Origin of the sequence: Gillisella taibaishanensis (assembly GCF_001938985.1) — a bacterium.
GTDB lineage: Bacteria > Pseudomonadota > Alphaproteobacteria > Rhizobiales > Rhizobiaceae > Allorhizobium > Allorhizobium taibaishanense.
This window is the reverse complement of record NZ_MKIN01000022.1, coordinates 753,480-772,706: the sequence shown is the minus strand read 5'-3', so window position 1 is coordinate 772,706 and position 19,227 is coordinate 753,480. Positions and strand designations below refer to the sequence as shown.

Here is a 19,227-nt window from a genome sequence, read left to right as displayed (position 1 = left end):
GCGCATATTCGTTGCAACAAATAAGTAGACGGAAAGTGCGAATAAATCGCTAATTTAGGCCAGATGTATATAATTTAGCGTTGCGAACTATAACCCATGGTAATTGCTTATAATTTTCGCAACTGCGTTTCTTTTGCGCGTCGGTTTCGCCTCATCCGTGGGCAGATCTGATCAGGATGATGGCAGCCGCCTCGTTTTTCGGCGAGCATTCAACAGGTTTCGCCGGCGTGAAATATTTTGTCGCGACTGTGCACGCTTCTTGCATTGGAAAAGACACTGTATTCATATGGCTAAAACAACGGGGATAGCGCCATTGGCATTTGATGAAATGATTAGGGCGGACGGCAGTCCGCGCGGGCCCTACCAAAAATATTTCGACTGGTATTCCAGTCAGGACCCCAAGCACCTGATTGCGAAATCGCGGGATGCGGAAACCATCTTCCGCAAGACCGGCATCACTTTCGCGGTCTACGGTCATGAAGATTCCTCGGAAAAACTTATTCCCTTCGATCTCATCCCCAGAATCATTTCCGGCCAGGAATGGCGCAAGCTGGCCCAGGGCATCGAGCAGCGCGTGCTGGCGCTCAATGCCTTTCTCGACGACATCTATCACAAGCAGGAAATCATCAAGGCCGGCCGCATCCCCCGCGAGCTGATCGAGAAGAACGATGCTTTCCTGCCCGAGATGATCGGCTTTCGCCCGCCGGGCGGCGTCTACACCCATATCGTCGGCACCGACATCGTGCGCACTGGCGAGGGCGAGTTCTACGTGCTCGAGGACAATGCCCGCACGCCATCCGGTGTCAGCTATATGCTGGAAAACCGCGAAACCATGATGCAGATGTTTCCGGAACTGTTTCAGCTCAACAAGGTCCAGCGGGTCGAGGATTATCCTTATCTGCTGCGCCAGTCGCTGGCGTCTCTGGCGCCTCCCGGCTGCAAGGGCAAGCCGCGCGTGGCTGTCCTGACGCCAGGCATCTACAATTCCGCCTATTACGAACATTCCTTCCTGGCCGACATGATGGGCGTGGAACTGGTCGAAGGGTCCGACCTGCGCGTCATCGACGGCAAGGTGAAAATGCGCACCACCCGCGGCTATGAGGCGATCGACGTGCTCTATCGCCGGGTCGACGACGATTTCCTCGATCCGCTGACGTTCCGGCCGGATTCGGCTCTCGGCATACCCGGGATCATGGATGTCTATCGCGCCGGCCATATCACCATTGCCAATGCGCCCGGCACCGGGATTTCCGACGACAAGGCGATCTATTCCTACATGCCCGAGATCGTCGAATTCTACACCGGCCGCAAGGCGATCCTCGAGAATGTGCCGACCTGGCGCTGTTCGGAAGCCGATAGCCTTGCCTACGTTCTCGAGCATCTGGAAGAGCTTGTCGTCAAGGAAGTGCACGGCTCCGGCGGTTACGGCATGCTGGTCGGCCCGACAGCCAGCAAGAAGGAGAGGGCGCTGTTTGCCGAAAAGCTGAAGAGCCGGCCCAGCAACTACATCGCCCAGCCGACGCTATCGCTGTCCACGGTGCCGATCCTGGTCAACAAGGGCATCGCGCCCCGGCATGTCGACCTCAGGCCCTATGTGCTCGTGTCCGACAAGGTGCAGATCATTCCCGGCGGTTTGACCCGCGTGGCCCTGAAACAGGGGTCGCTGGTGGTCAATTCCAGCCAGGGTGGCGGCACCAAGGATACGTGGGTACTGGAGGACTGATGGTCATGCTGGGAAGAACTGCAAATGGCCTCTTCTGGATGTTCCGCTACATCGAGCGGGCCGAAAACATTGCTCGCCTGGTCGATGCCGGGTTGCGCGTCTCGCTGACCCGCTCCGGCGCCACCGAGGATGACTGGACCGGTGTGCTGCAAAGCGCCGATGTGCTCGATATTTTTCTCGAAGCCCATCCGAAGGTGACGGCGGCTGACGCCATCGACTTCCTGATGCGCGACACCGCCAATCCGTCGAGCGTGATGTCCTGCATCGACGCGGCCCGCAACAATGCCCGCATGGTGCGCACGGCGCTGACGCGCGAGACCTGGGAAGCCACAAACGAATGCTGGATCGAGCTGAAGCAGCTGCTGTCGCGCAAGCTGAAATCGGCCGACCTGCCGGAGACCATCGATACGGTGAAACGGCGGGCGGGGCTGATCCGCGGCGCCTTCCACGGCTCGATGTTGCGCAACGAGATCTACAATTTTGCCCGAATCGGCACGTTCATCGAGCGGGCGGACAATACCAGCCGCATTCTCGACGTGAAATATTACGTGCTGCTACCGTCCGTGACCCAGGTCGGATCGTCGCTCGACAACATCCAGTGGGAATCGATCCTGCGCTCGGTGTCGGCGCATCGCTCTTATCGCTGGGTTTATGACGGCGAGTATCTGGCGGTCAACATTGCGGATTTTCTGATCCTCAACGGCCAGATGCCGCGCTCGCTAGCCTATTGCTACGAGAAGATCGTCAGCAATCTCGGCTATATCGCCAAGGAATACGGCCAGCGCCTGCCGGCCCATGACACGGCCGACAGCATTCGCGCTTCGCTGCATTCCAGCAATATCACCCAGGTCATGGACCAGGGTCTGCACGAGTTTCTCGATAGTTTCATTGCCCGCAACAACAGGCTGGGCCATGAGATTAACGAGGGCTACCGGTTCTATGCGTGAGGCGGGGCACAGGATGCGTCTGAAAATCAACCATGTGACGGAATACAGCTATGACGAGCCGGTGCAGTTTTCGCTGCAGCGGCTGAGGCTGACGCCGATCGAACATCCGGGCTTGCGCGTTATCTCCTGGACGATTGCTGTCGATGGCGCCACCGTAGAGGCCGGGTTCAACGACCAGTTCGGCAATCACACCCATCTCGTCTCCTTCGAAGGCGAGGCAAAAAGCGTGCGAATCGTGGCCTCTGGCGAGGTGGAGACCGAGGACAGGGCCGGCGTTCACGGCCCCCATACCGGTTATGTGCCGCTCTGGCTTTATCTGCGCGACACGCCGCTCACCAAGCCGGGCAAGCTGCTGCGCGAACTGGCGAAGAGCCTGACCGGCGACAACGAACTTGCAAGGATGCACGACCTGATGGCGCGGGTGCATGAGCAGGTGGCGTATGAGCCGGGCGCGACCACGACCGACACCAGCGCCGAACAGGCATTGGAGGCGGCAACCGGCGTCTGCCAGGACCATGCCCATATCATGATCGCCGTTGCCAGGCTGCTGAACCTGCCGGCCCGCTACATTTCCGGCTATCTGATGATGGAAGGCGTGGAAGAGCAGGCGGCAACCCACGCCTGGGCGGAGGTGCATCTGCCCTCGCTCGGTTGGGTCGGGTTCGACGCGGCCAACAATGTCTGCCCGGACGCCCGCTACGTGCGCCTTGCCACCGGCCTCAGCTACGCCGACGCCGCTCCGGTTTCCGGCATGCGCATCGGTCTCGCCGGAGAGGATATGTCGGTTACGGTCCGCATCGTCACCTCAGGCCAGAGCCAGTCGCAGAGCCAGAGCTGATCCGCGTTTGGTGGTTGAGAAGTCCTCTGCCCAATGGGGCGGGTTCAAGGAGAGCCCGCCTTTTTGGCAAAGAGATCGATCAAATAATCCATGACGACCCGCACCCTCGGTGCGTGTCTGATATCCTCATGCACGACAAGCCATAAGTCCCGCTGTGGCGGATGCAGGGCACTGTCGCATGCCCTGAGGCGTGGATCGCCGTCTCCCAGATAGTCCGGCAACAGCGCAACGCCCAGGCCTGATGCAGCCGCCGCGGTCTGGCTTGCCGCATCGCTACAGCGCAAGACCACACGCCGGTTGCCGATATGCTGCATCAGCCAGGTCTGTTGCGGCAGCGGGTCGTCTGCCTGATGATAGGCGATAAATTCCCAATCTTCCTCCGGCCGATCGTAGGCGCGGCTTGCGAAGAACCGGAAGGGGATCGTGCTCAGCTTGCGAATGACGAGACCGTTGGCAAGCGGACGCGAAAGCCGCAAGGCGATATCCGCTTCTCGTCGGTTGAGATCCGCAAAGCTCTTTTCGCTCGATAACGTGATTTCGATTGCCGGATGCGATTGATGCAGGCGGGCGAGATTGGGCGCAAGTACCATGGCCGCAAGGCTGGGCGGCGCCGAGATATGCACCTCTCCCGCCATAGCCGAAATGCTGCCGGCGGCGGCACGCTCAATCCGCGCCATAGCGTCTTCGACCGGCGAACCCAGCGCCGCCAGAGCCCGGCCTTGATCGGTCAGGCGAATTTCCCGTCCCAGACGCTCGATCAGCCGGACGCCGAGAGCAGCCTCCAGCGCAGCGATCCGGCGTCCGACGGTGGTATGGTCGACATGCAGCAGCCGGGCGGCTCCCGACAGGCTGCCAGCCCTGGCGAGATCAAGAAAGCAACGGTAATCATCCCAATTCATTTGTGCATTTTTCCACAGCGGGTGCGCGATTCCGGGTAATTTTGCACATCTTTGCGATGATTTATACCGGGCTTGCAAACAAAGGAGAGGCCAATGCCTGATGTGATCGCTTATCAAAATCCCGGCTCCGCGGAGGTTCTCAAACCGGTCACGCGTGATCTCGGGTTGCTCGGTCCTCGCGAGATCCACCTGCGCCAGACGGTGATCGGGGTGAACTATATCGATGTCTACCATCGCAATGGCATCTATGCCTTGCCGCTGCCAGCCGTGCCCGGTGTCGAGGCAGTGGGCATTGTCGAGGCTGTGGGCGAGGATATTACCGGCCTCAGCAAAGGCGATCGAGTGATTTATGCGGGATTGCCGGCTGGCAGCTATGCGCAGGAGCGGATCATACCGGCGTCCATGGCGATCAAACCGCCACCGGCACTGGATGACAGGCTACTCGGCGGCTCGTTTCTGCGTGGACTGACCGCGCATATGCTGCTGGAGACGGTGACGCAGCTTCAACCGGGGCAGGTTGTTCTCATTCACGCGGCAGCGGGCGGCCTGGGTCTTGTTCTGTCACAATGGGCGAAAAGCAAGGGTGTGATCACGCTTGGCACGGTCAGCTCTCAGGAAAAGGCCGACCTTGCGATGCGCTACGGTCTCGACCATCCCATTCTCTACAGACAGGAGGATTTCGTCGAGGCGACTCTGGCGCTTACCGGGGGCAGGGGCGCTGATTTCGTGATTGATGGCATCGGCGGTGATACCCTGGCCGCAAGCCTGCGCGCGGTGCGGCCCTTTGGACTGGTGGCCTCGATCGGGCAAATCGCGGCAAGGCCTGAAGCCGTCGACCCGGCGCTGCTGGTGAACCGCGCTCTGATCCGGCCTAGCATCGTCACCCTCCTGGCAGATCGTCATGCCTACCGCCAGGCAGCCACGGCCTGGTTCGACATGTTGAGCGCCGGCTTCGATCAGCCTGACGGCGTGGATTATCCATTCGCCGCCGCGGCGACCGCCCATGCCGATCTGGAGCAAGGCCTAACCCGCGGACCGGTGCGGTTGATCGTCTAGTTCGCCATCTGTTGCTCTGTTTTTGGTTCCTTGCTGTCGCAGGGGAAACCAATTTCCGTTCTGTCCGTTGTGCTGTAAGCTGAAGAGCAAATCAGGACAGGCGCGATGTTGTTGGGACAATCAATCTTTCAATCCGTCGTCGAGCGGCTTTCGCGGGAGGAGACCGAAGAGGCTGAGCGTGAGGCGGAGGCGCAAGCCTACCGCGTTGCCGGCCTCAATACCGGTTTTGTCCAGGAAACATCGCTGCATGGCCGTGTCCCTACGCAATCGATCGCCGCCGCCCAAGCGACGAAATGGGCGGAGGAGCAGTATCTCGAACTCATGCCGGATGATGAACCTGTCGTGGAGGAGGGGACGCGCACGCAGGAGCCTGAAACGCCACCCGAAATGCCGGCACATCTGGCTCGGCTAGACCCTGAACAGGTGGCAGAAGATTTGGGAATTGCGAGTGATGACAGCGTGGCGAGCTTGAACGCAAAACGCCGCGCCTTTGCTCGGCTCAATCACCCTGATCAAGTGCATCCTCTGTTTATCGAGGCAGCACATACGCGCATGACGCTCGCCAATCGGCTCGTAGACCAAGCTCTTCAACGGGCGACGCTGACGGACGCAGGGCGGCGGGCCAAATTTCGCTGATCGCCGGTCGGACTCGGGTCTCCGGTGTCGTCCTAAACGGACGCATCGACCCGATGTGCTTTAAAGTACTGGTATAGCTTTGACGTAACGGTGTCCGAAGTAGCGTCCCCACTCGTATCGGACACCTGTCCCATGGTGTAAAATCGAGGATAACAAATTATCCCCGAATTATTTTAGAACACATTGCCGCTTATCCATCTTCGAGCAACGTGTTCTAAGGCGTTCTTTTGCATGTCGTTACTGCGGAACAGCGGCGGCATGCTTTGTGCGACATGCTTAGTCTGAAATGGACTTCAGCAACTCAATCAGCTGATCGCGCTTCTCAGACCCGCCGAGGCGGCCGATGAACTTTTCCTCATGCTCGCGCCACTTCGGCAGAAGTTCTTCAAGGAACTGCGTACCTTTTGGTGTCAAATGCAGGAAATAAACGCGCCGGTCAGTATCGGAGCGTCGGCGCTCGATCAGCCCGCGGTCTTCCAGGCCATCAACGATAGCGACAAAGTTGGCGCGCTGAATCGACAACGTCGATGCCACGTCGCTCTGCTTCATGCCGGAATTGCCAGCAATCACCGACAGAACCGAAAAATCGGCCGGACGAATGTCATGACCGCCGAGAACATCCTGAAAATCCTGCAGAATAGCCAGCTGAGCCCTGCGAACGCGAAAGCCAAGCGAATGGACCAGACCGGAATAATCGACAACCCCTTGTCGACCAGCGGCGGATTCGCCAATAATATGTTGATTGCTCATTGCCCCTAACGAAAGCCTCTCTCTCCGGTGCCGGATCCCACAATCCGGCACGTTGCGACTCCTATTAACGGCCCATCTTTACCCTTCTTAACATATCTGTACAAGATAATTCTGCGATTGAATGATTACCTTCTGAAACAATATAGGGAAAAAACATCTTTGAACTCAATTCCTCATTTTAGGGGGGTAATAGACGAGCGGCGCTTCTGTGGAACAAACGCAAATTCACCATTGATGCGACCGGCAGACTAGGCTATGTACCGGTTCGCGCCACAAGCGCCCACTGAACGCACCCGTAGCTCAGCTGGATAGAGTGTTGGATTCCGATTCCAAAGGTCACAGGTTCGAATCCTGTCGGGTGCGCCATTTTACACCAAAAAATACAGTAACAGCACCTCTCAACGATATCGTAAAGCGCGTACTTGCAGTCCCGGCTAATAGGGTCGGGAAGCGCGGTTCTTTGAGGAGCTTGTGAGCGAGCGGCGCATTGTACGCTATATACGAGGTCAGCCGACGCGGGCGTTCGAGCGCATCCCCGGGAGGCGAGCCGAGTGCCTGGACGCCTTCACCTACAGCCTCGCGGCCCGCGTCCTGATCAACATCGATCTCGACAGGCGTGAAACTGAGCTTTCTAGCGCCGCCGCGCCGGAAAGTGAGATGACGGTTTTCAAATCCGCGTTTCTAAGCCGATAAAAACCGACAGCTAAGTTTCTCCACTCGCCAAACCTCGTTGTAGTAACGGGGATTTTTATATTGTACGTTTCATCCCTACCCCTCTATGGCATTTGATTGACGATGACCTTGAAATTGCTCATTGACACCTCTGTCTGGCTAGATCTCACTAAAGATCATCGGCATCTTCCAATTCTCGACGCTCTGTTCGCAATGACGGAAGTCGACGAGGTGGAATTGATACTACCGCAGATGGTCGTCGATGAATTCGCGAGAAATCGCGATAGAGTGATGGCCGCAAGTAAAGCGAGCCTTTCCAGCCATTTCAAGCGCGTCCGAGAGGCCATCGTGCAGTTTGCACCGGAGGAAGGGCGCAACTCAACCTTGCAGCAACTCAACGATGTCGATCATCGTATTGCAACGGGCGGTGAGGCCGTCAATGAAGCCGTGGACCTAATCGAGAAGCTTTTCGCCACCACTAGCCCAATACAGGCCACCGACGGAATGAAAGCGAGGGCCGCGGATCGCGCGATAGGAAAAATTGCGCCATTTCACCGACAAATAAACGGTATCGGCGACGCTATCATTATTGAAAGCTACGTCGATGCATTGGCTCAACGGACAGATGGCCAAGTCTTTGCGTTTGTAACTCACAATACTCATGATTTCAGCCAAAAAGGCGCGGACACACGTTTACCACATCCTGATTTAGCACACCTTTTCGATGATACCACTTCGCGATACTCAACCAATCTCGGTGCGCTACTGAATGAATTTGCCAGTGATCTAATTGAAGAAGTAACTTTCGAACGAGAGTACAGCCAACAATCGAGGCAGCTTTCGGAGTTGGTAGAGGCTGAACACAAGCTTTTTTTGCAGGTTTGGTATAACCGAAAGTGGAACAAGATCGCTGCTGTAGAGGACGGCGAGGAGGAAGTGGTTACTGAGGAAGAATGGAATAACGCGAAACCAGAAGGCCGCCGAAAAATGACTACCGAGAAGATTTGGAAGGGCATGCTTGAAGCGATGAAACGCACCGAAGAAGAACTAGGTTCGGATGAAATCGGCCCTTGGGATGATTTCGAATGGGGTATGATCAACGGCAAGCTGTCTGCGCTTCGTTGGGTTCTGGGCGACGAATGGGATATGCTCGATACTTAATTTCTAACACATTACGTAACACATTTTGGTGACATAAAAAACATTTTATCTTTATTATTCAACTATTTATATCATTTTTCTCAGAAAGATGGCGGATGTCGGGTGCGCCAAAAATTCTAAAGACTTCCCGATATCCGTAAAACGAGCGCATTGCGCACCGAGAACTTCTCGCGCTTCTGCTCGGTGCTTTGGCGCGGCGCGACCTTGGCACAGATTGTGCGCCTAGCTTTGTTACACGAAACAATGGCCGCGTGACTGCTACCTTCGTAGAGAGTCGCATCTACTTTAATTTAATGGGCGGCTTTCGGACGCCCCTTGTATCTCGTGGTGAGTTTTACAACACGCATCCCCGCCGGGCCAGTTCTCAGTGGAAGGCAACAGGCATATAAGCCGTGGTGGAGCGTCAGCGTGTGGATAATGGGGGTGGGGGAGGTGGCGTGGTTGCACCCGTCCCCAGCGAACGTTGCACCATGACGCTATCTGCCCAGCGGCCGTAGCGATAGGCGACGGCCGGCAGCAGGCCGACGCGCACGAAGTTGAAACGATCGTGCAGGGCAAGCGAAGCCACGTTGTCGGCGTCGATGTAACCGATAATCTGCCGGAATCCCGCTGCAGCACAGGCGTCGATCAGACCGCGCAGCAGCTGGCTTCCGACGCGCTTGCCGATATGGTCGTGATGCACATAGATCGAGTGCTTGACCGTGTAGCGATAGGCCGGCCGCTTGCGAAACAGCACCACGTAAGCATAGCCCACGACTGTGCCGTCGATGGTTGCGACGAGATGGGGAAAGCGTTTGCTCTTCAGGTTCTTGCGCCGCTCCCGCAGGTCGTCCGGCTCGGGCGTGTCGCTGTCGTCCACGCCCTCATCCAGGCCGTGGCGGATATGCCGGCGATAAATCGCGAGCATCGCCTCCACGTCTGCGTCGCGTGACGGCCGGATGACGATGCGGTTGTCATGGTCCATTATCTGTTGCGACATGGCCGGACTACTCCGCAACGACGTAGGTGTAGAGGCGCACGCGCCCGGCGGCATCCGTTTCGCGGTAGACGCCCTGGATTTCCACTTCGAACCCGGGGAAGGTGTTGAAACAGGATTCGAACATCTTGAGATAGTCGATCATCGGCTGCGCCAGATCGGTCAGGCGCTCACCCGGAACGATGGTGGCGATACCAGGTGGATAGACCACAAAGGGGGTCGTCGCGATGCGTCCACTGATCTCGTCGATCGGCAGGTAATCGACGTCGTTGCGCACCAGGCTGCGTGCCGCGTCGTGCGGCGACATGGCCATGGGTGGTAGGTGCGCCGCAGAAAACTGCTTTGACTGCAAAGCGCTGACATTAGCATCCCTGAAGAAGCGGTGCAGATCGCCGCAGAGATCGCGCAGGCGCACGCCGGCATAGCGAGCCGGGCGCCGACGGTAGAATTCCGGGATCACTTCTTCCAGCAACGCATTGTCGTCATGCAGCTTCTTGAAGGCCACGAGGCCGCTTATCAGGGTGCCTGCCTTGCTGGCCTCGACCCCTGGCGTCAGCAGGAAGAGCAAGGAGTTGAGGTCGTTCTTTTCGGCTACAATGCGGTTTTCGCGAAGATATTGCGCTACGATCGGGGCAGGAATGCCATGTTCGGCATAGAGGCCGGTCTTGCGGTCGAAGCCCGGCGTCAGCACCGTCAACTTGTTGGGGTCCGTCATCGCGAACCCCTGTTCCATACCGCTGAACCCATGCCAGGATGCATCGGGGGTAAGGTGCCAAAAAGCGGGGTTTGTCGCCAGCTGGTCGGTGGCAATACTCTCCCATGGCACGTCATGCGAAGCGCCGGGGCTTGCAACATCAGGGATCAAGACGCGATCCGGCACGAAGGGCTCGAAGAACCAACGGCGCTCTGCGCGCGGCTCCTTGTCCTCGAATTCCCTGCGCACGGCGCGCATCTTTTTTCTGAGTTCGATGCCAAGGCGGATCGTATCGTCCCACAGCACTTCGCCGGACCGGCCTTTCATCATCTGCGCGCCGACATCGAGCGAGGCAAACAGGGGATAGAAGGGCGATGTGGAGGCGTGCTGCATGAAGCTCTCATTGAAGCGCCGGTGCTCCACGCGCCGCTTCTGGCCGGTAATATGGCGATCTTTCATGTGGATTTGCGAGGCCTGCGAGAAGCTGGCGAGCTGCTTGTGCGTGGATTGGGTGGCGATGATGCCGGGGGAGTCAGGACCGAGATTGGCGAGCCCCATGGCGAACCGCCCGGCATAGAGCGGGTGAAACTTCATGAAGCCGGCCCAGGCCTCGTCGAAGAGGATGTAGTCACAGAGATGACCGATCGATTTCAGAATCATCTCGGCGTTGTGAATCGTGCCGTCATAGGTGCACTGCTCTACGACGGCAACACGGAACGGCCGCGGCTTTTGCCAGGCATCAGGATCCTTCACGAGGGGATTGGCGCGAATGCGCGCGCGCAGCGCTGTCTCGTCCAGAGACGCATACTCGATCGGGCCGATGAGACCATAGGCGTTGCGCGTGGTCGGGAGGTAGATGGGAATGCCGCCCGATATCATCAGCGCGCCATGGTGCGCGGCCTTGTGATTGTTGCGGTCGAACAGCACGAGGTCGCCATCCGTGACAAGCGCGGACAGCGCGACCTTGTTGGAGGTCGATGTTCCGTTCAGCACGAAATAGGTTTTTTCGGCGCCGAAGATCTTTGCCGCTTCCTTCTGTGCCGCAAGCGCCGGGCCCTCATGAGTCAGGAGGTCGCCGAGGTCGAGCACGGAATTGTCGAGGTCGTCGCGGAAAACCGCTTCGCCGAGATGCTCCATGAACACGCGGCCGATCGGGCTACGGCTGTAGAACACGCCGCCATTGTGTCCGGGGCAGGTCCAGAGATGGTTGCCTTCCTCCGCGTAGTCCACGAGGGCGCCAAAGAACGGCGTTTTCAGCGTTTCGGCATATTGCTTCAGACGGCTGATCAGGTTCTTGGCGATGAAGGCGGGCGTTTCCTCCGACAGGAAAACATAACCGTCGATGAAGTCGAGCACCTCGACCGGCACGTCCTCGAAACGCTTTCCACGGATCAGGAGGATGATGGGAAAATCCAGCCCGCGGCGGCGCATCAGGTTTATGAGGTGGGAGGTCTTGCCTTCAAGTCCCTTTTTGCCCCAATCGACCATCATGCAGCCAATGGCGGCGTCAGTCTGAACAACGATCTCTGCGTCATCAAGATTGCGGGCACGCACCACTTCAAAACCGGAACGCTCAATTTCCTGGATGATCTGTTTGTAACGAACGCCCTCCAAGTCCTCGCTGTCGAACGAGGGTGTTGCGAACAAGAAGTTGAAGCGTCTGAAATAATCCATGCCAGCATCCAAAGTTGATCGAGCGCAACCTGTCGCCTTATTTTATGACGGGGCTGTGACAGCGGCGATGCGCCACCAATGCCATCAGTTCAAAAGATCAATGGAGAGCAAAAGCCTGAACACGGGAAACCAGGAGGTTCGGCAATGCACAGCGGGGTGACGGTTTGTTTCGCCGCGCGCCTAACGGTGTCGAGGTCAACGCCAAACGGCCGAGACTGCAATTCATGACTGAGAGATGGAAGGAAGGAGTTGGTTTACGTGGCTGTGCAAGCCAACTTTATCGCGTCGCCATCATTGCCATCAGGCGCCGAGGCGACATATTTCCTGCTTTCAGATCGACTTTTAAAACGCCGTAGGAGGAAGCATGGCTCGCCTTTCAGACATGGTCGCCGTCGTCACTGGTGGTGGCAGAGGGATAGGTCGAGAGATCGCTCTACAGCAGGCTAGGGAAGGGGCGAAGGTCGCCGTTTTGGCGCGAACGGTGACCGAGATCGAGGAGACGGTTTCCCTTATCAAGGGAGAGGGCGGGCAGGCGATTGCTGTTTCGACGGACATCATCGATCTTGCCGCCGTTGAAAATGCCTTTGCCCGCGTGGTGAGCGAATTGGGCCCGGTCGACGTACTCGTCAACAACCACGGTTCATTTCAGGGGTTCGGTCCTATTTGGGAATGCGATCCCCTTGTGTGGTGGCGAGATGTCGAAATCAATCTGCGTGGTACATTCAACACGTGCCGCACGGCTGCCCCTAAGATGTTGGCGCGGGGCGGCGGCCGGATCGTCAACCTCGTTGGCGGCGGAACGGGCAACAGCTTTCCTAACGGCTCTGGCTACGCGTCCAGCAAGGCCGCCATCATGCGTCTCACGGAGTGCCTGAACGACACCACCATTGGCAACGACGTGCGCGCCTTCGCCGTCGATCCCGGTCTCGTTCGCAGTGCAATGACCGAGTTGCAGCTTTCATCGGAGGCGGGAAAAACCTATCTGCCCGGCATCCAGAAGCTGTTCGATGATAGTGTCAACGTAGAGCCGTCGCGGGCTGCGCTCCTGATTGCCGACATTGCCGCCGGACGTTTCGATACGCTGGCCGGCCGTCTCTTGCGTGGTGTCGATGATCGCGATGCGCTTGCAGAAGAGATGGATGCCATCGTCGCGGCAGACGGCAGAGCGCTGCGTTTTAGCTCTGTCGAACAAGGTAAGCTCTGACGATATTTTGAAGGTTGGAGTCTCCGATTTGCAGAGTGCCTGAATGGACAGGCGGCGCCAATGGAGCCGCTGTCCTATCCTCCCTAAGGTCATGTCCCCGGGTCTTGCGGGCGGGGATCGAGACCTTGAGGATGTTCAGGCGAAGCAACCTCGGTCTTGGATGATCTGGGAGAAAGCTGAAGGTTACCTCTTAGCCGACCACCTCGTCTGGTCGCTCCAATTTCAGAGCGAACCGTCGACAGTGCTCGAGATAGGCAGCCTCATGAATTGATACGAGTTCCACGACGGCATTCCACAGCCAGATCGGAGCTTCCAATGGTGACCCGTTGCTGCGACCCAGTTCTGCTATCCAGCGCAAACGCGCCGCAGCATCGAGCTGGCGCGCATGTGCCCGTCCCACGATATATGCGAGGAATTCGGCGACCGACACGGCCTCCTCCTGTGACAGCGTGTCGATTTCCAGCTTGAGATCCTGCGGCAGCAGTTCCCGCACGAATACGGCACGGCCGAGCAGCCGTCCCGACGCCATTCTGCGCCCGAGATGAGGAGACAGAGCAAGCGCGCCCTGACATACGCGTTCGCCATCGTCTGACGGCATATCTGCGGAAGGGTCGGTGGGCGCGGCTGCCCTTGCGGCCTCTTTCACATCCATCAGGCAGTAGCGTCGCTCCTTCCCCTTGCCGATCTGAAGCAGCACGGCAATACGCAGCCGCCCAAGCGAACTGCAGCCCTTCCTCCAATAGGCGGCATCTTTCACACTGATATGGTCGGGGATATGGTCGGGATCGCCAGATTCACGCAGGGAGGCTGCGAGGCGACGAATTTTCTCGTCGGAAAAGAATTCTTCGACCTCCTGCCGCTCGTCTTGCGACAAGGGCCAGAATCTCGAGCCAAGGGGAAGAACCGCCTCGCCCTCGATCCGCTCATCGGCAAGATGTTTCCAGGACCGTCTGGCGGCCGCATGCATCGCCCCCGCAACAGTTTTTGGAACCGGGACATCGTCGGCGTCGTCTGTTGCCTCCAGGAGGAAGGCCGAGGTGTACCCGTCCACCATCTTTTCCATCATAAGGGCAGTGACAACGCCAGGAAGGTCCGAGGACCGGGCAGCCATGGCTAGAGATAGCCCCAGGCGGATGAGATCATGGGCGGGATTGCCAATCACGGCCTGGTCAAGGTCGCGGATCTGAATGGCAAGCCCGCCACCGCCGCTTCCTACGGGGCCAAGGTTGCCAATGTGACAATCGCCGCAGATCCAAACCGGAGGCCCGGCAGGTATCTCTGCATGATCCGCCTGATTTAACCATTCATAGAACCTGCGGGTACTGCCACGCACATAGGCATGGGCCGACACAGCCATTTTTCGGTTCTTGTGCGCAAGCAGGAGTCGGAGGCGGTCTTCGGGATGGACAATTGTTTTCATAGTAAGCCATTCAATGTGGGACCCACTAAACGCACCAAGATCAAAAAGGATGCGTGTACGAAGTCGTAAATGACAGTTGCGCGTGCGGCGGCACCGATCGTCTCGGCAGGAAGGCGAGGACTCTTCGTGTTCGATATGAGGCTGAACGTTAGTTTCTGTTAATTTAACTGCCCCAAACGCTCCTCTATGGTTGATCTGCGGGTCATGTCGTGTTCTGAACAGCGGCAACCGGCGACGGAGTGATGGCGACAGAAATGGCAGAGCAGTTCGACATGTTTTCGGGGGAGGTCTCGGGCAGCCGACACGGTGTTCGTGCCAAATCAAAACCCGTGACGCCGGAGCAGCCGGCCGCTTCGTGGAGTGAAGAGGGCATGGTTCGCCATCTGTCGGAGACCGGCCGCTACCGTATTCTCACAAAACTCGTACCGCGGAGCGTCGCGCCAAGCCCACGCCCGGAATTTCCTCTCAAAGGCATCATCCTCGATACCGAGACAACCGGCCTGAATTGGCGCAAGGATGAGGTCATCGAAATCGGACTGATCGCCTTCACATTCGATGCCGCAGGCAATATCGGCGACGTGACCGGCATCTATGGCGGGCTTCAGCAGCCAAGCGTGTCCATTCCCGCTGACGTTACGAGACTTACCGGCATCACAGACGAGATGGTTGCAGCGCAATCGATTGATATGGAAGCCGTCCAGGCGCTGATCGAACCTGCGGATTTGGTGATTGCCCATAATGCCGGTTTCGACCGTCCATTTTGCGAGATGCTGTCTCAGATGTTTGCGGGCAAGGCCTGGGCCTGTTCGAATGCCGAGATCGATTGGTCGACGCGGGGATATGAAGGCACCAAGCTCGGTTATCTGATCGGGCAGGCGGGCTTTTTCCACGAGGGCCATCGTGCTGTCGATGATTGTTTTGCGCTCCTGGAGGTTCTCGCAAGGGACAATGATGGAACGGCCTCCACCGCCTTTGCTGAACTCTATCGAGCAAGCCAGCGGTCGCGTGTCCGGATCTTTGCCGAGAACAGCCCCTTTGACATGAAGGACCATCTCAAAGCGAGAGGCTATCGCTGGTCTGACGGAAGCGACGGTCGCCCAAAATCCTGGTGGGTCGAAGTCGATGAGCAAGCGCTAGAAGAAGAGCTTTCTTATCTGCGAGCCGAAATCTACCGCTATCCGGATGCCGATCCGCCGATCAAGCGGTTGACGGCCTTCGATCGGTTCAGGGGCTGAAGCGCAAGGTTGGTCGCTGACGGCAATACCTATGCGTTTCGCGCATGGCAGGCGTCGTGCCTTGTGTCTTATCGATCGGCGGGAATGAGCCTATATTCCAATCATCGAAACGACGTTGGAACCGAGAAGGTTGCTGGCGTCAAGAGACCTCACGAAAGGGGATCATCATGAACGTAGCACGCTCTTTCAATAACTGGCGCAAGTATCGTCAGACCGTTGGCGAACTGGGCCGCATGAGCACTCGTGAGCTGCAGGATCTCGGCATCAATCGCGCCGACATCCACAGCGTTGCACGCCAGTCGGTCGCCCGCTAAGACGCTTTCTTCATTAGCTCCCAAACGATTTACGCCCGCCGATGACGCGGGCGTTTCTGTGTCTGGAGCACGGGAGGCTGCTTTGCAGGGCGTGTCTCTTCTGGCTTCGGGGCTTTGCATTCTCGGCATAGCTGCACTGCAACAAACTCTATTTCTTGTGCAGTGAAATTTGGTATTTTGTTTTTATCGAAGCGATGCACCTCCTCCCGCAACGCTTCGAGTTCAGACGGCCCACTCCTCCTCCTCCCATGGGGACGTCTGTTTGAGCAGCGGCACTCCTCCTCCCAGCCGTTGCTCGGTCTATTCGAAAAGCCTGCCGCACCTCCTCCCGCGGCAGGCTTTTTCGTTTGTCTTTTCGGGAAAACCGGTTTCCACTTTTCCCTGACAAACTTTGTCGCGTTAGAGTTCCAAGGCAAGCTGCGGTTCGTGTTCGCTCTCTTTTGAGCTGAGCGACGACAGGGTGACACCCAGAAGCCGGACGGGGCGCCTGAATGGAAACACCGACGCAAGCAGAGGCTCTGCAACGTCCAAGATGGTCTCGCTGTCAGGCACGGCCGTTGCCACGGTGCGGCTGCGGGTTGCCTGGCTGAAATCCGAATACTTAATCTTCACGGTGACCGTCTTTGCGCTGATGTCGTGCGCCTCGCAGTAGCGCCAGACTTTTTCGACCAAAGGCCGCAATTCGGCTTTGGCCAGATCGAAATCATCGATGTCCTCAACGAAGGTGTCCTCGGCACCAACAGACTTGCGGATGCGATCTGCTCTGACCTGCCGTTCGTCGATACCCCGTGCGATGCCATAGAAGTAGGCCCCTGATTTGCCGAAATGCGTCTGAAGAAACTGAAGCGACTTCGATTTCAGATCGAGCCCGGTTTCGATGCCATGACGTTGCATGCGCTCGGCCGTGGCAGGTCCCACGCCATGGAATTTCTTGACAGGGAGGGCTTCGACAAACCCTGGCCCGTTTTTGGGCGTGATGACAGCCTGACCGTTTGGCTTGTTCAGGTCGCTCGCCATCTTTGCCAGAAACTTGTTGTAGGAAATGCCGGCTGAGGCGTTGAGACCAGTGGCTCCCTTGATCTTCGCGCGGATTTCCAGCGCGATCTCGGTGGCGATCTCCATGCCCTTCAGGTTTTCTGTGACATCGAGATAGGCTTCGTCCAACGACAGTGGCTCGATGAGCGGCGTATATTCGGCAAAGATTTCGCGGATCTGGTGTGAGACCTGGCGGTAGACGTCAAAGCGAGGTGGCACGAAGATCAAATCCGGGCACTTGCGCTTGGCGGTCACGGAGGGCATTGCCGAGTGGACGCCAAAGGCGCGTGCCTCATAACTTGCGGCCGCCACCACGCCACGGGCCGCCGACCCGCCGACCGCGACGGGCTTGCCGCGCAGCTGCGGATTGTCGCGCTGTTCAACGGAGGCATAAAAGGCGTCCATATCGACATGGATGATCTTGCGCACGGACACGATGGTCGAACGATCGGGGCTCATGGCTGTCTCAGGCCCTTCCGAACTCGTCATGGCGTGATCCCCGGATCTGTGTTCTGTCGCCTATTGATAAACGCGCTGCGGTTCCCCGGTTGCTTCCAACCTGAAGAAGTTCAGTTTCAATGAAAATATGATAAGGCATCGCATAGGAATTTTGCCCTCTACGCCCAGCCGCGCAAACCGCATTGAGAAATGCAATGCCGATGCCAGCCCTGCCATTGCTACGATGCGGCAGGCGTTGCCTCGGTCGCGCCAGGACGGTTGACAAGGCGATATGCGCAACGGGCGCCCAACCAAGATGCAGCGACGGCGAGACTGTGCCTTAATCAGTCAGGCATGAGGTCCGAAATCTGCCCATGCGAGACGAGCAGGCGCGGGTTCATCATGCTGCCGCTCTCTTCGTCGATCGTTACTGCGTATGCAGCAACGCCGAGGCAGCGGGCGGCCATGGAACCGGCTATTTTTTCTGCGGAAGCCACGCTTGATGCCTGCCGCATGTCTCCAGGCACAACACCGGCTCGGTTCTTCTTGAATTGCACGACGATGATTTTTTCAGCTTCAGACATTTCGTCTCTCTCTATTTGTTCTATAAATGTTCTCTTTTCGCGGATAAGTCAACTCGCTTTATCACGAAGAAAGAACATGGGTTGGGAGCAAATATCCGGGCGGAGCGGTGGAGAAAACGGTGTCTTAATCTAATGAACCGTGTTGCAGGCAAGCTGCTTCGGAACTGTTGGTAGTCGGGCGCGGCACTATGAGCCTGGATGCCTGCTCTCAGCTTACCTGACAACGACGGAGTTGGGAACATATCGGCAGGCAAGGGTCGGCGAGGCATGCCAGCCGACAATCGCGACCTGGTCTCCCATATGGACGTTCATGCCCTTGGGAATGATCGCGATCGTCTTTGCGTCCTTCGGCGCGTTCACCGGGTGGACGCTGGCGCGGAGATTATCCCGGTAGGCCGGGTCAATCAGGACATTCGTCTTGGCCTGGGTTATTTCAACGGAGTGTTCGGATTGAGCTGGGGTCAAAAAGCCGAGGATGATCGCGGGTCTCGGAGGAGGCGGGACCAGCGGAGCTTGCGATTGCTGTCCATCCTTGCAGTGCTGGTCGGCCTCGGCAATCTCGCTGGATAGGGCCGCCGCTGCAGGTTCATGTTCAGGCGCAATTGCAGCGGGGGCGACGGCATTCGGGGATAGAGAAGGCGATGATGCGGCGCTTGGTTGTTGCTGGGGAAGTGGTGACGGTGTTGCTGGTGTCGGAGCCGATGGCGTTGATGCCGTTTGATCTTGCGCGGTCTGCGTCTGCTGCGAAGATGTTGCTGGCGTGGGTTTTGACATGGCGGTTTTGGCGTCGGATTCCGTCTGCGGTGCCGTGCTAACCGGTTCCAGCAAGGGCTGCGATGGTTCCGTGGTAACGATCAAAGGCATGATCGCGAGAGCTGTGCACATTGTCGCGCCATAGAGTGCTGCCTTCCAAAGGCTAGAAAGCTCGACGGCTCCTTGTGGTTGGGATTCCGGCTCCATTTCTATGGCGT

Annotated in this window: 17 protein-coding genes, 1 tRNA gene and 1 pseudogene; 11 read left to right on the top strand and 8 right to left on the bottom strand. The window is 57.8% G+C overall.

All coding sequences use genetic code 11. The features are described 5' to 3' along the window. The first annotated feature begins 313 nt into the window (after positions 1 to 313). Genes BJF91_RS14725 through BJF91_RS14715 form a run of 3 tightly spaced genes read left to right on the top strand, consistent with a single transcriptional unit; the run spans position 314 to position 3,508 of the window. On the top strand, positions 314 to 1,723 hold the full coding sequence (locus BJF91_RS14725) for a circularly permuted type 2 ATP-grasp protein (RefSeq protein WP_075615212.1): 1,410 nt from the start codon (positions 314 to 316) through the stop codon (positions 1,721 to 1,723). A gap of 5 nt (positions 1,724 to 1,728) precedes the next feature. Continuing rightward, positions 1,729 to 2,670, top strand: coding sequence for an alpha-E domain-containing protein (locus tag BJF91_RS14720; protein WP_075615668.1), 942 nt, complete (start codon positions 1,729 to 1,731; stop codon positions 2,668 to 2,670). 13 nt (positions 2,671 to 2,683) lie between these two features. Continuing rightward, the gene (locus BJF91_RS14715) at positions 2,684 to 3,508 is read left to right on the top strand and encodes a transglutaminase family protein (RefSeq protein ID WP_075615211.1); all 825 of its coding nucleotides are present in this window, start codon (positions 2,684 to 2,686) and stop codon (positions 3,506 to 3,508) included. A gap of 44 nt (positions 3,509 to 3,552) precedes the next feature. On the opposite strand, the gene BJF91_RS14710 is transcribed toward BJF91_RS14715, so the two are convergent. Beyond that, on the bottom strand, positions 3,553 to 4,407 hold the full coding sequence (locus tag BJF91_RS14710; RefSeq protein WP_075615210.1) for a LysR family transcriptional regulator: 855 nt from the start codon (positions 4,405 to 4,407) through the stop codon (positions 3,553 to 3,555). Between the two features lie 93 nt (positions 4,408 to 4,500). Here BJF91_RS14710 and BJF91_RS14705 point away from each other — a divergent pair, with 93 nt between their 5' ends. Together BJF91_RS14705 and BJF91_RS14700 are read left to right on the top strand one after the other, a co-directional pair. Next, positions 4,501 to 5,463, top strand: coding sequence for a quinone oxidoreductase family protein (locus BJF91_RS14705; RefSeq protein ID WP_075615209.1), 963 nt, complete (start codon positions 4,501 to 4,503; stop codon positions 5,461 to 5,463). A 105-nt stretch (positions 5,464 to 5,568) separates the two neighbouring features. Next, positions 5,569 to 6,099 carry a hypothetical protein gene (locus BJF91_RS14700; protein WP_075615208.1) on the top strand — a complete coding sequence of 177 codons (531 nt, stop codon included), beginning with the start codon at positions 5,569 to 5,571 and terminating at the stop codon, positions 6,097 to 6,099. A gap of 276 nt (positions 6,100 to 6,375) precedes the next feature. Here the strand turns inward: BJF91_RS14700 and BJF91_RS14695 are convergent, their stop codons facing one another. Further along, the gene (locus tag BJF91_RS14695) at positions 6,376 to 6,849 is read right to left on the bottom strand and encodes a MarR family winged helix-turn-helix transcriptional regulator (RefSeq protein WP_075615207.1); all 474 of its coding nucleotides are present in this window, start codon (positions 6,847 to 6,849) and stop codon (positions 6,376 to 6,378) included. Positions 6,850 to 7,138: 289 nt separating this feature from the next. Between BJF91_RS14695 and BJF91_RS14690 the strand changes: the two genes are divergently transcribed. From BJF91_RS14690 to BJF91_RS14680, 3 genes and pseudogenes are all read left to right on the top strand, one after another. Continuing rightward, positions 7,139 to 7,215: transfer RNA gene (locus tag BJF91_RS14690), tRNA-Arg, on the top strand. Between the two features lie 93 nt (positions 7,216 to 7,308). Then, positions 7,309 to 7,542, top strand: a pseudogene (locus BJF91_RS25585) (terminase gpA endonuclease subunit); the annotation flags it as partial. Positions 7,543 to 7,644: 102 nt separating this feature from the next. Beyond that, positions 7,645 to 8,682 (top strand): PIN domain-containing protein, encoded by a 1,038-nt coding sequence (locus tag BJF91_RS14680; RefSeq protein ID WP_075615205.1) that lies wholly within the window; start codon positions 7,645 to 7,647, stop codon positions 8,680 to 8,682. 403 nt (positions 8,683 to 9,085) lie between these two features. On the opposite strand, the gene BJF91_RS14675 is transcribed toward BJF91_RS14680, so the two are convergent. Beyond that, entirely contained in the window at positions 9,086 to 9,646 is a 561-nt protein-coding gene (locus tag BJF91_RS14675) for a GNAT family N-acetyltransferase (protein ID WP_075615204.1), read from the bottom strand. Positions 9,647 to 9,668: 22 nt separating this feature from the next. Next, positions 9,669 to 12,026 (bottom strand): Orn/Lys/Arg family decarboxylase, encoded by a 2,358-nt coding sequence (locus BJF91_RS14670; protein ID WP_075615203.1) that lies wholly within the window; start codon positions 12,024 to 12,026, stop codon positions 9,669 to 9,671. Positions 12,027 to 12,390: 364 nt separating this feature from the next. Between BJF91_RS14670 and BJF91_RS14665 the strand changes: the two genes are divergently transcribed. Beyond that, positions 12,391 to 13,230 carry an SDR family NAD(P)-dependent oxidoreductase gene (locus BJF91_RS14665; protein WP_075615202.1) on the top strand — a complete coding sequence of 280 codons (840 nt, stop codon included), beginning with the start codon at positions 12,391 to 12,393 and terminating at the stop codon, positions 13,228 to 13,230. Between the two features lie 190 nt (positions 13,231 to 13,420). Here BJF91_RS14665 and BJF91_RS14660 read toward each other — a convergent pair whose 3' ends face one another. Continuing rightward, complete coding sequence (locus BJF91_RS14660; RefSeq protein WP_075615201.1) at positions 13,421 to 14,650, bottom strand: DUF2252 family protein; 1,230 nt, start codon at positions 14,648 to 14,650, stop codon at positions 13,421 to 13,423. Between the two features lie 242 nt (positions 14,651 to 14,892). Here BJF91_RS14660 and BJF91_RS14655 point away from each other — a divergent pair, with 242 nt between their 5' ends. Together BJF91_RS14655 and BJF91_RS14650 are read left to right on the top strand one after the other, a co-directional pair. Beyond that, positions 14,893 to 15,885: a 3'-5' exonuclease gene (locus tag BJF91_RS14655; RefSeq protein WP_407639884.1), complete on the top strand. Its 993-nt coding sequence runs from the start codon at positions 14,893 to 14,895 to the stop codon at positions 15,883 to 15,885. Positions 15,886 to 16,052: 167 nt separating this feature from the next. Beyond that, positions 16,053 to 16,199 (top strand): DUF1127 domain-containing protein, encoded by a 147-nt coding sequence (locus BJF91_RS14650; protein ID WP_075615200.1) that lies wholly within the window; start codon positions 16,053 to 16,055, stop codon positions 16,197 to 16,199. 399 nt (positions 16,200 to 16,598) lie between these two features. On the opposite strand, the gene dinB is transcribed toward BJF91_RS14650, so the two are convergent. The 3 genes from dinB to BJF91_RS14635 form a co-directional block, all read right to left on the bottom strand. Continuing rightward, the gene (dinB, locus tag BJF91_RS14645; protein WP_407639883.1) at positions 16,599 to 17,723 is read right to left on the bottom strand and encodes a DNA polymerase IV; all 1,125 of its coding nucleotides are present in this window, start codon (positions 17,721 to 17,723) and stop codon (positions 16,599 to 16,601) included. 293 nt (positions 17,724 to 18,016) lie between these two features. Beyond that, positions 18,017 to 18,256, bottom strand: coding sequence for a hypothetical protein (locus BJF91_RS14640; protein ID WP_075615198.1), 240 nt, complete (start codon positions 18,254 to 18,256; stop codon positions 18,017 to 18,019). 213 nt (positions 18,257 to 18,469) lie between these two features. Further along, a complete protein-coding gene (locus BJF91_RS14635) occupies positions 18,470 to 19,216 on the bottom strand; it encodes a hypothetical protein (protein ID WP_139310705.1) in 747 nt (248 codons plus the stop codon). Positions 19,217 to 19,227 lie beyond the last annotated feature (11 nt).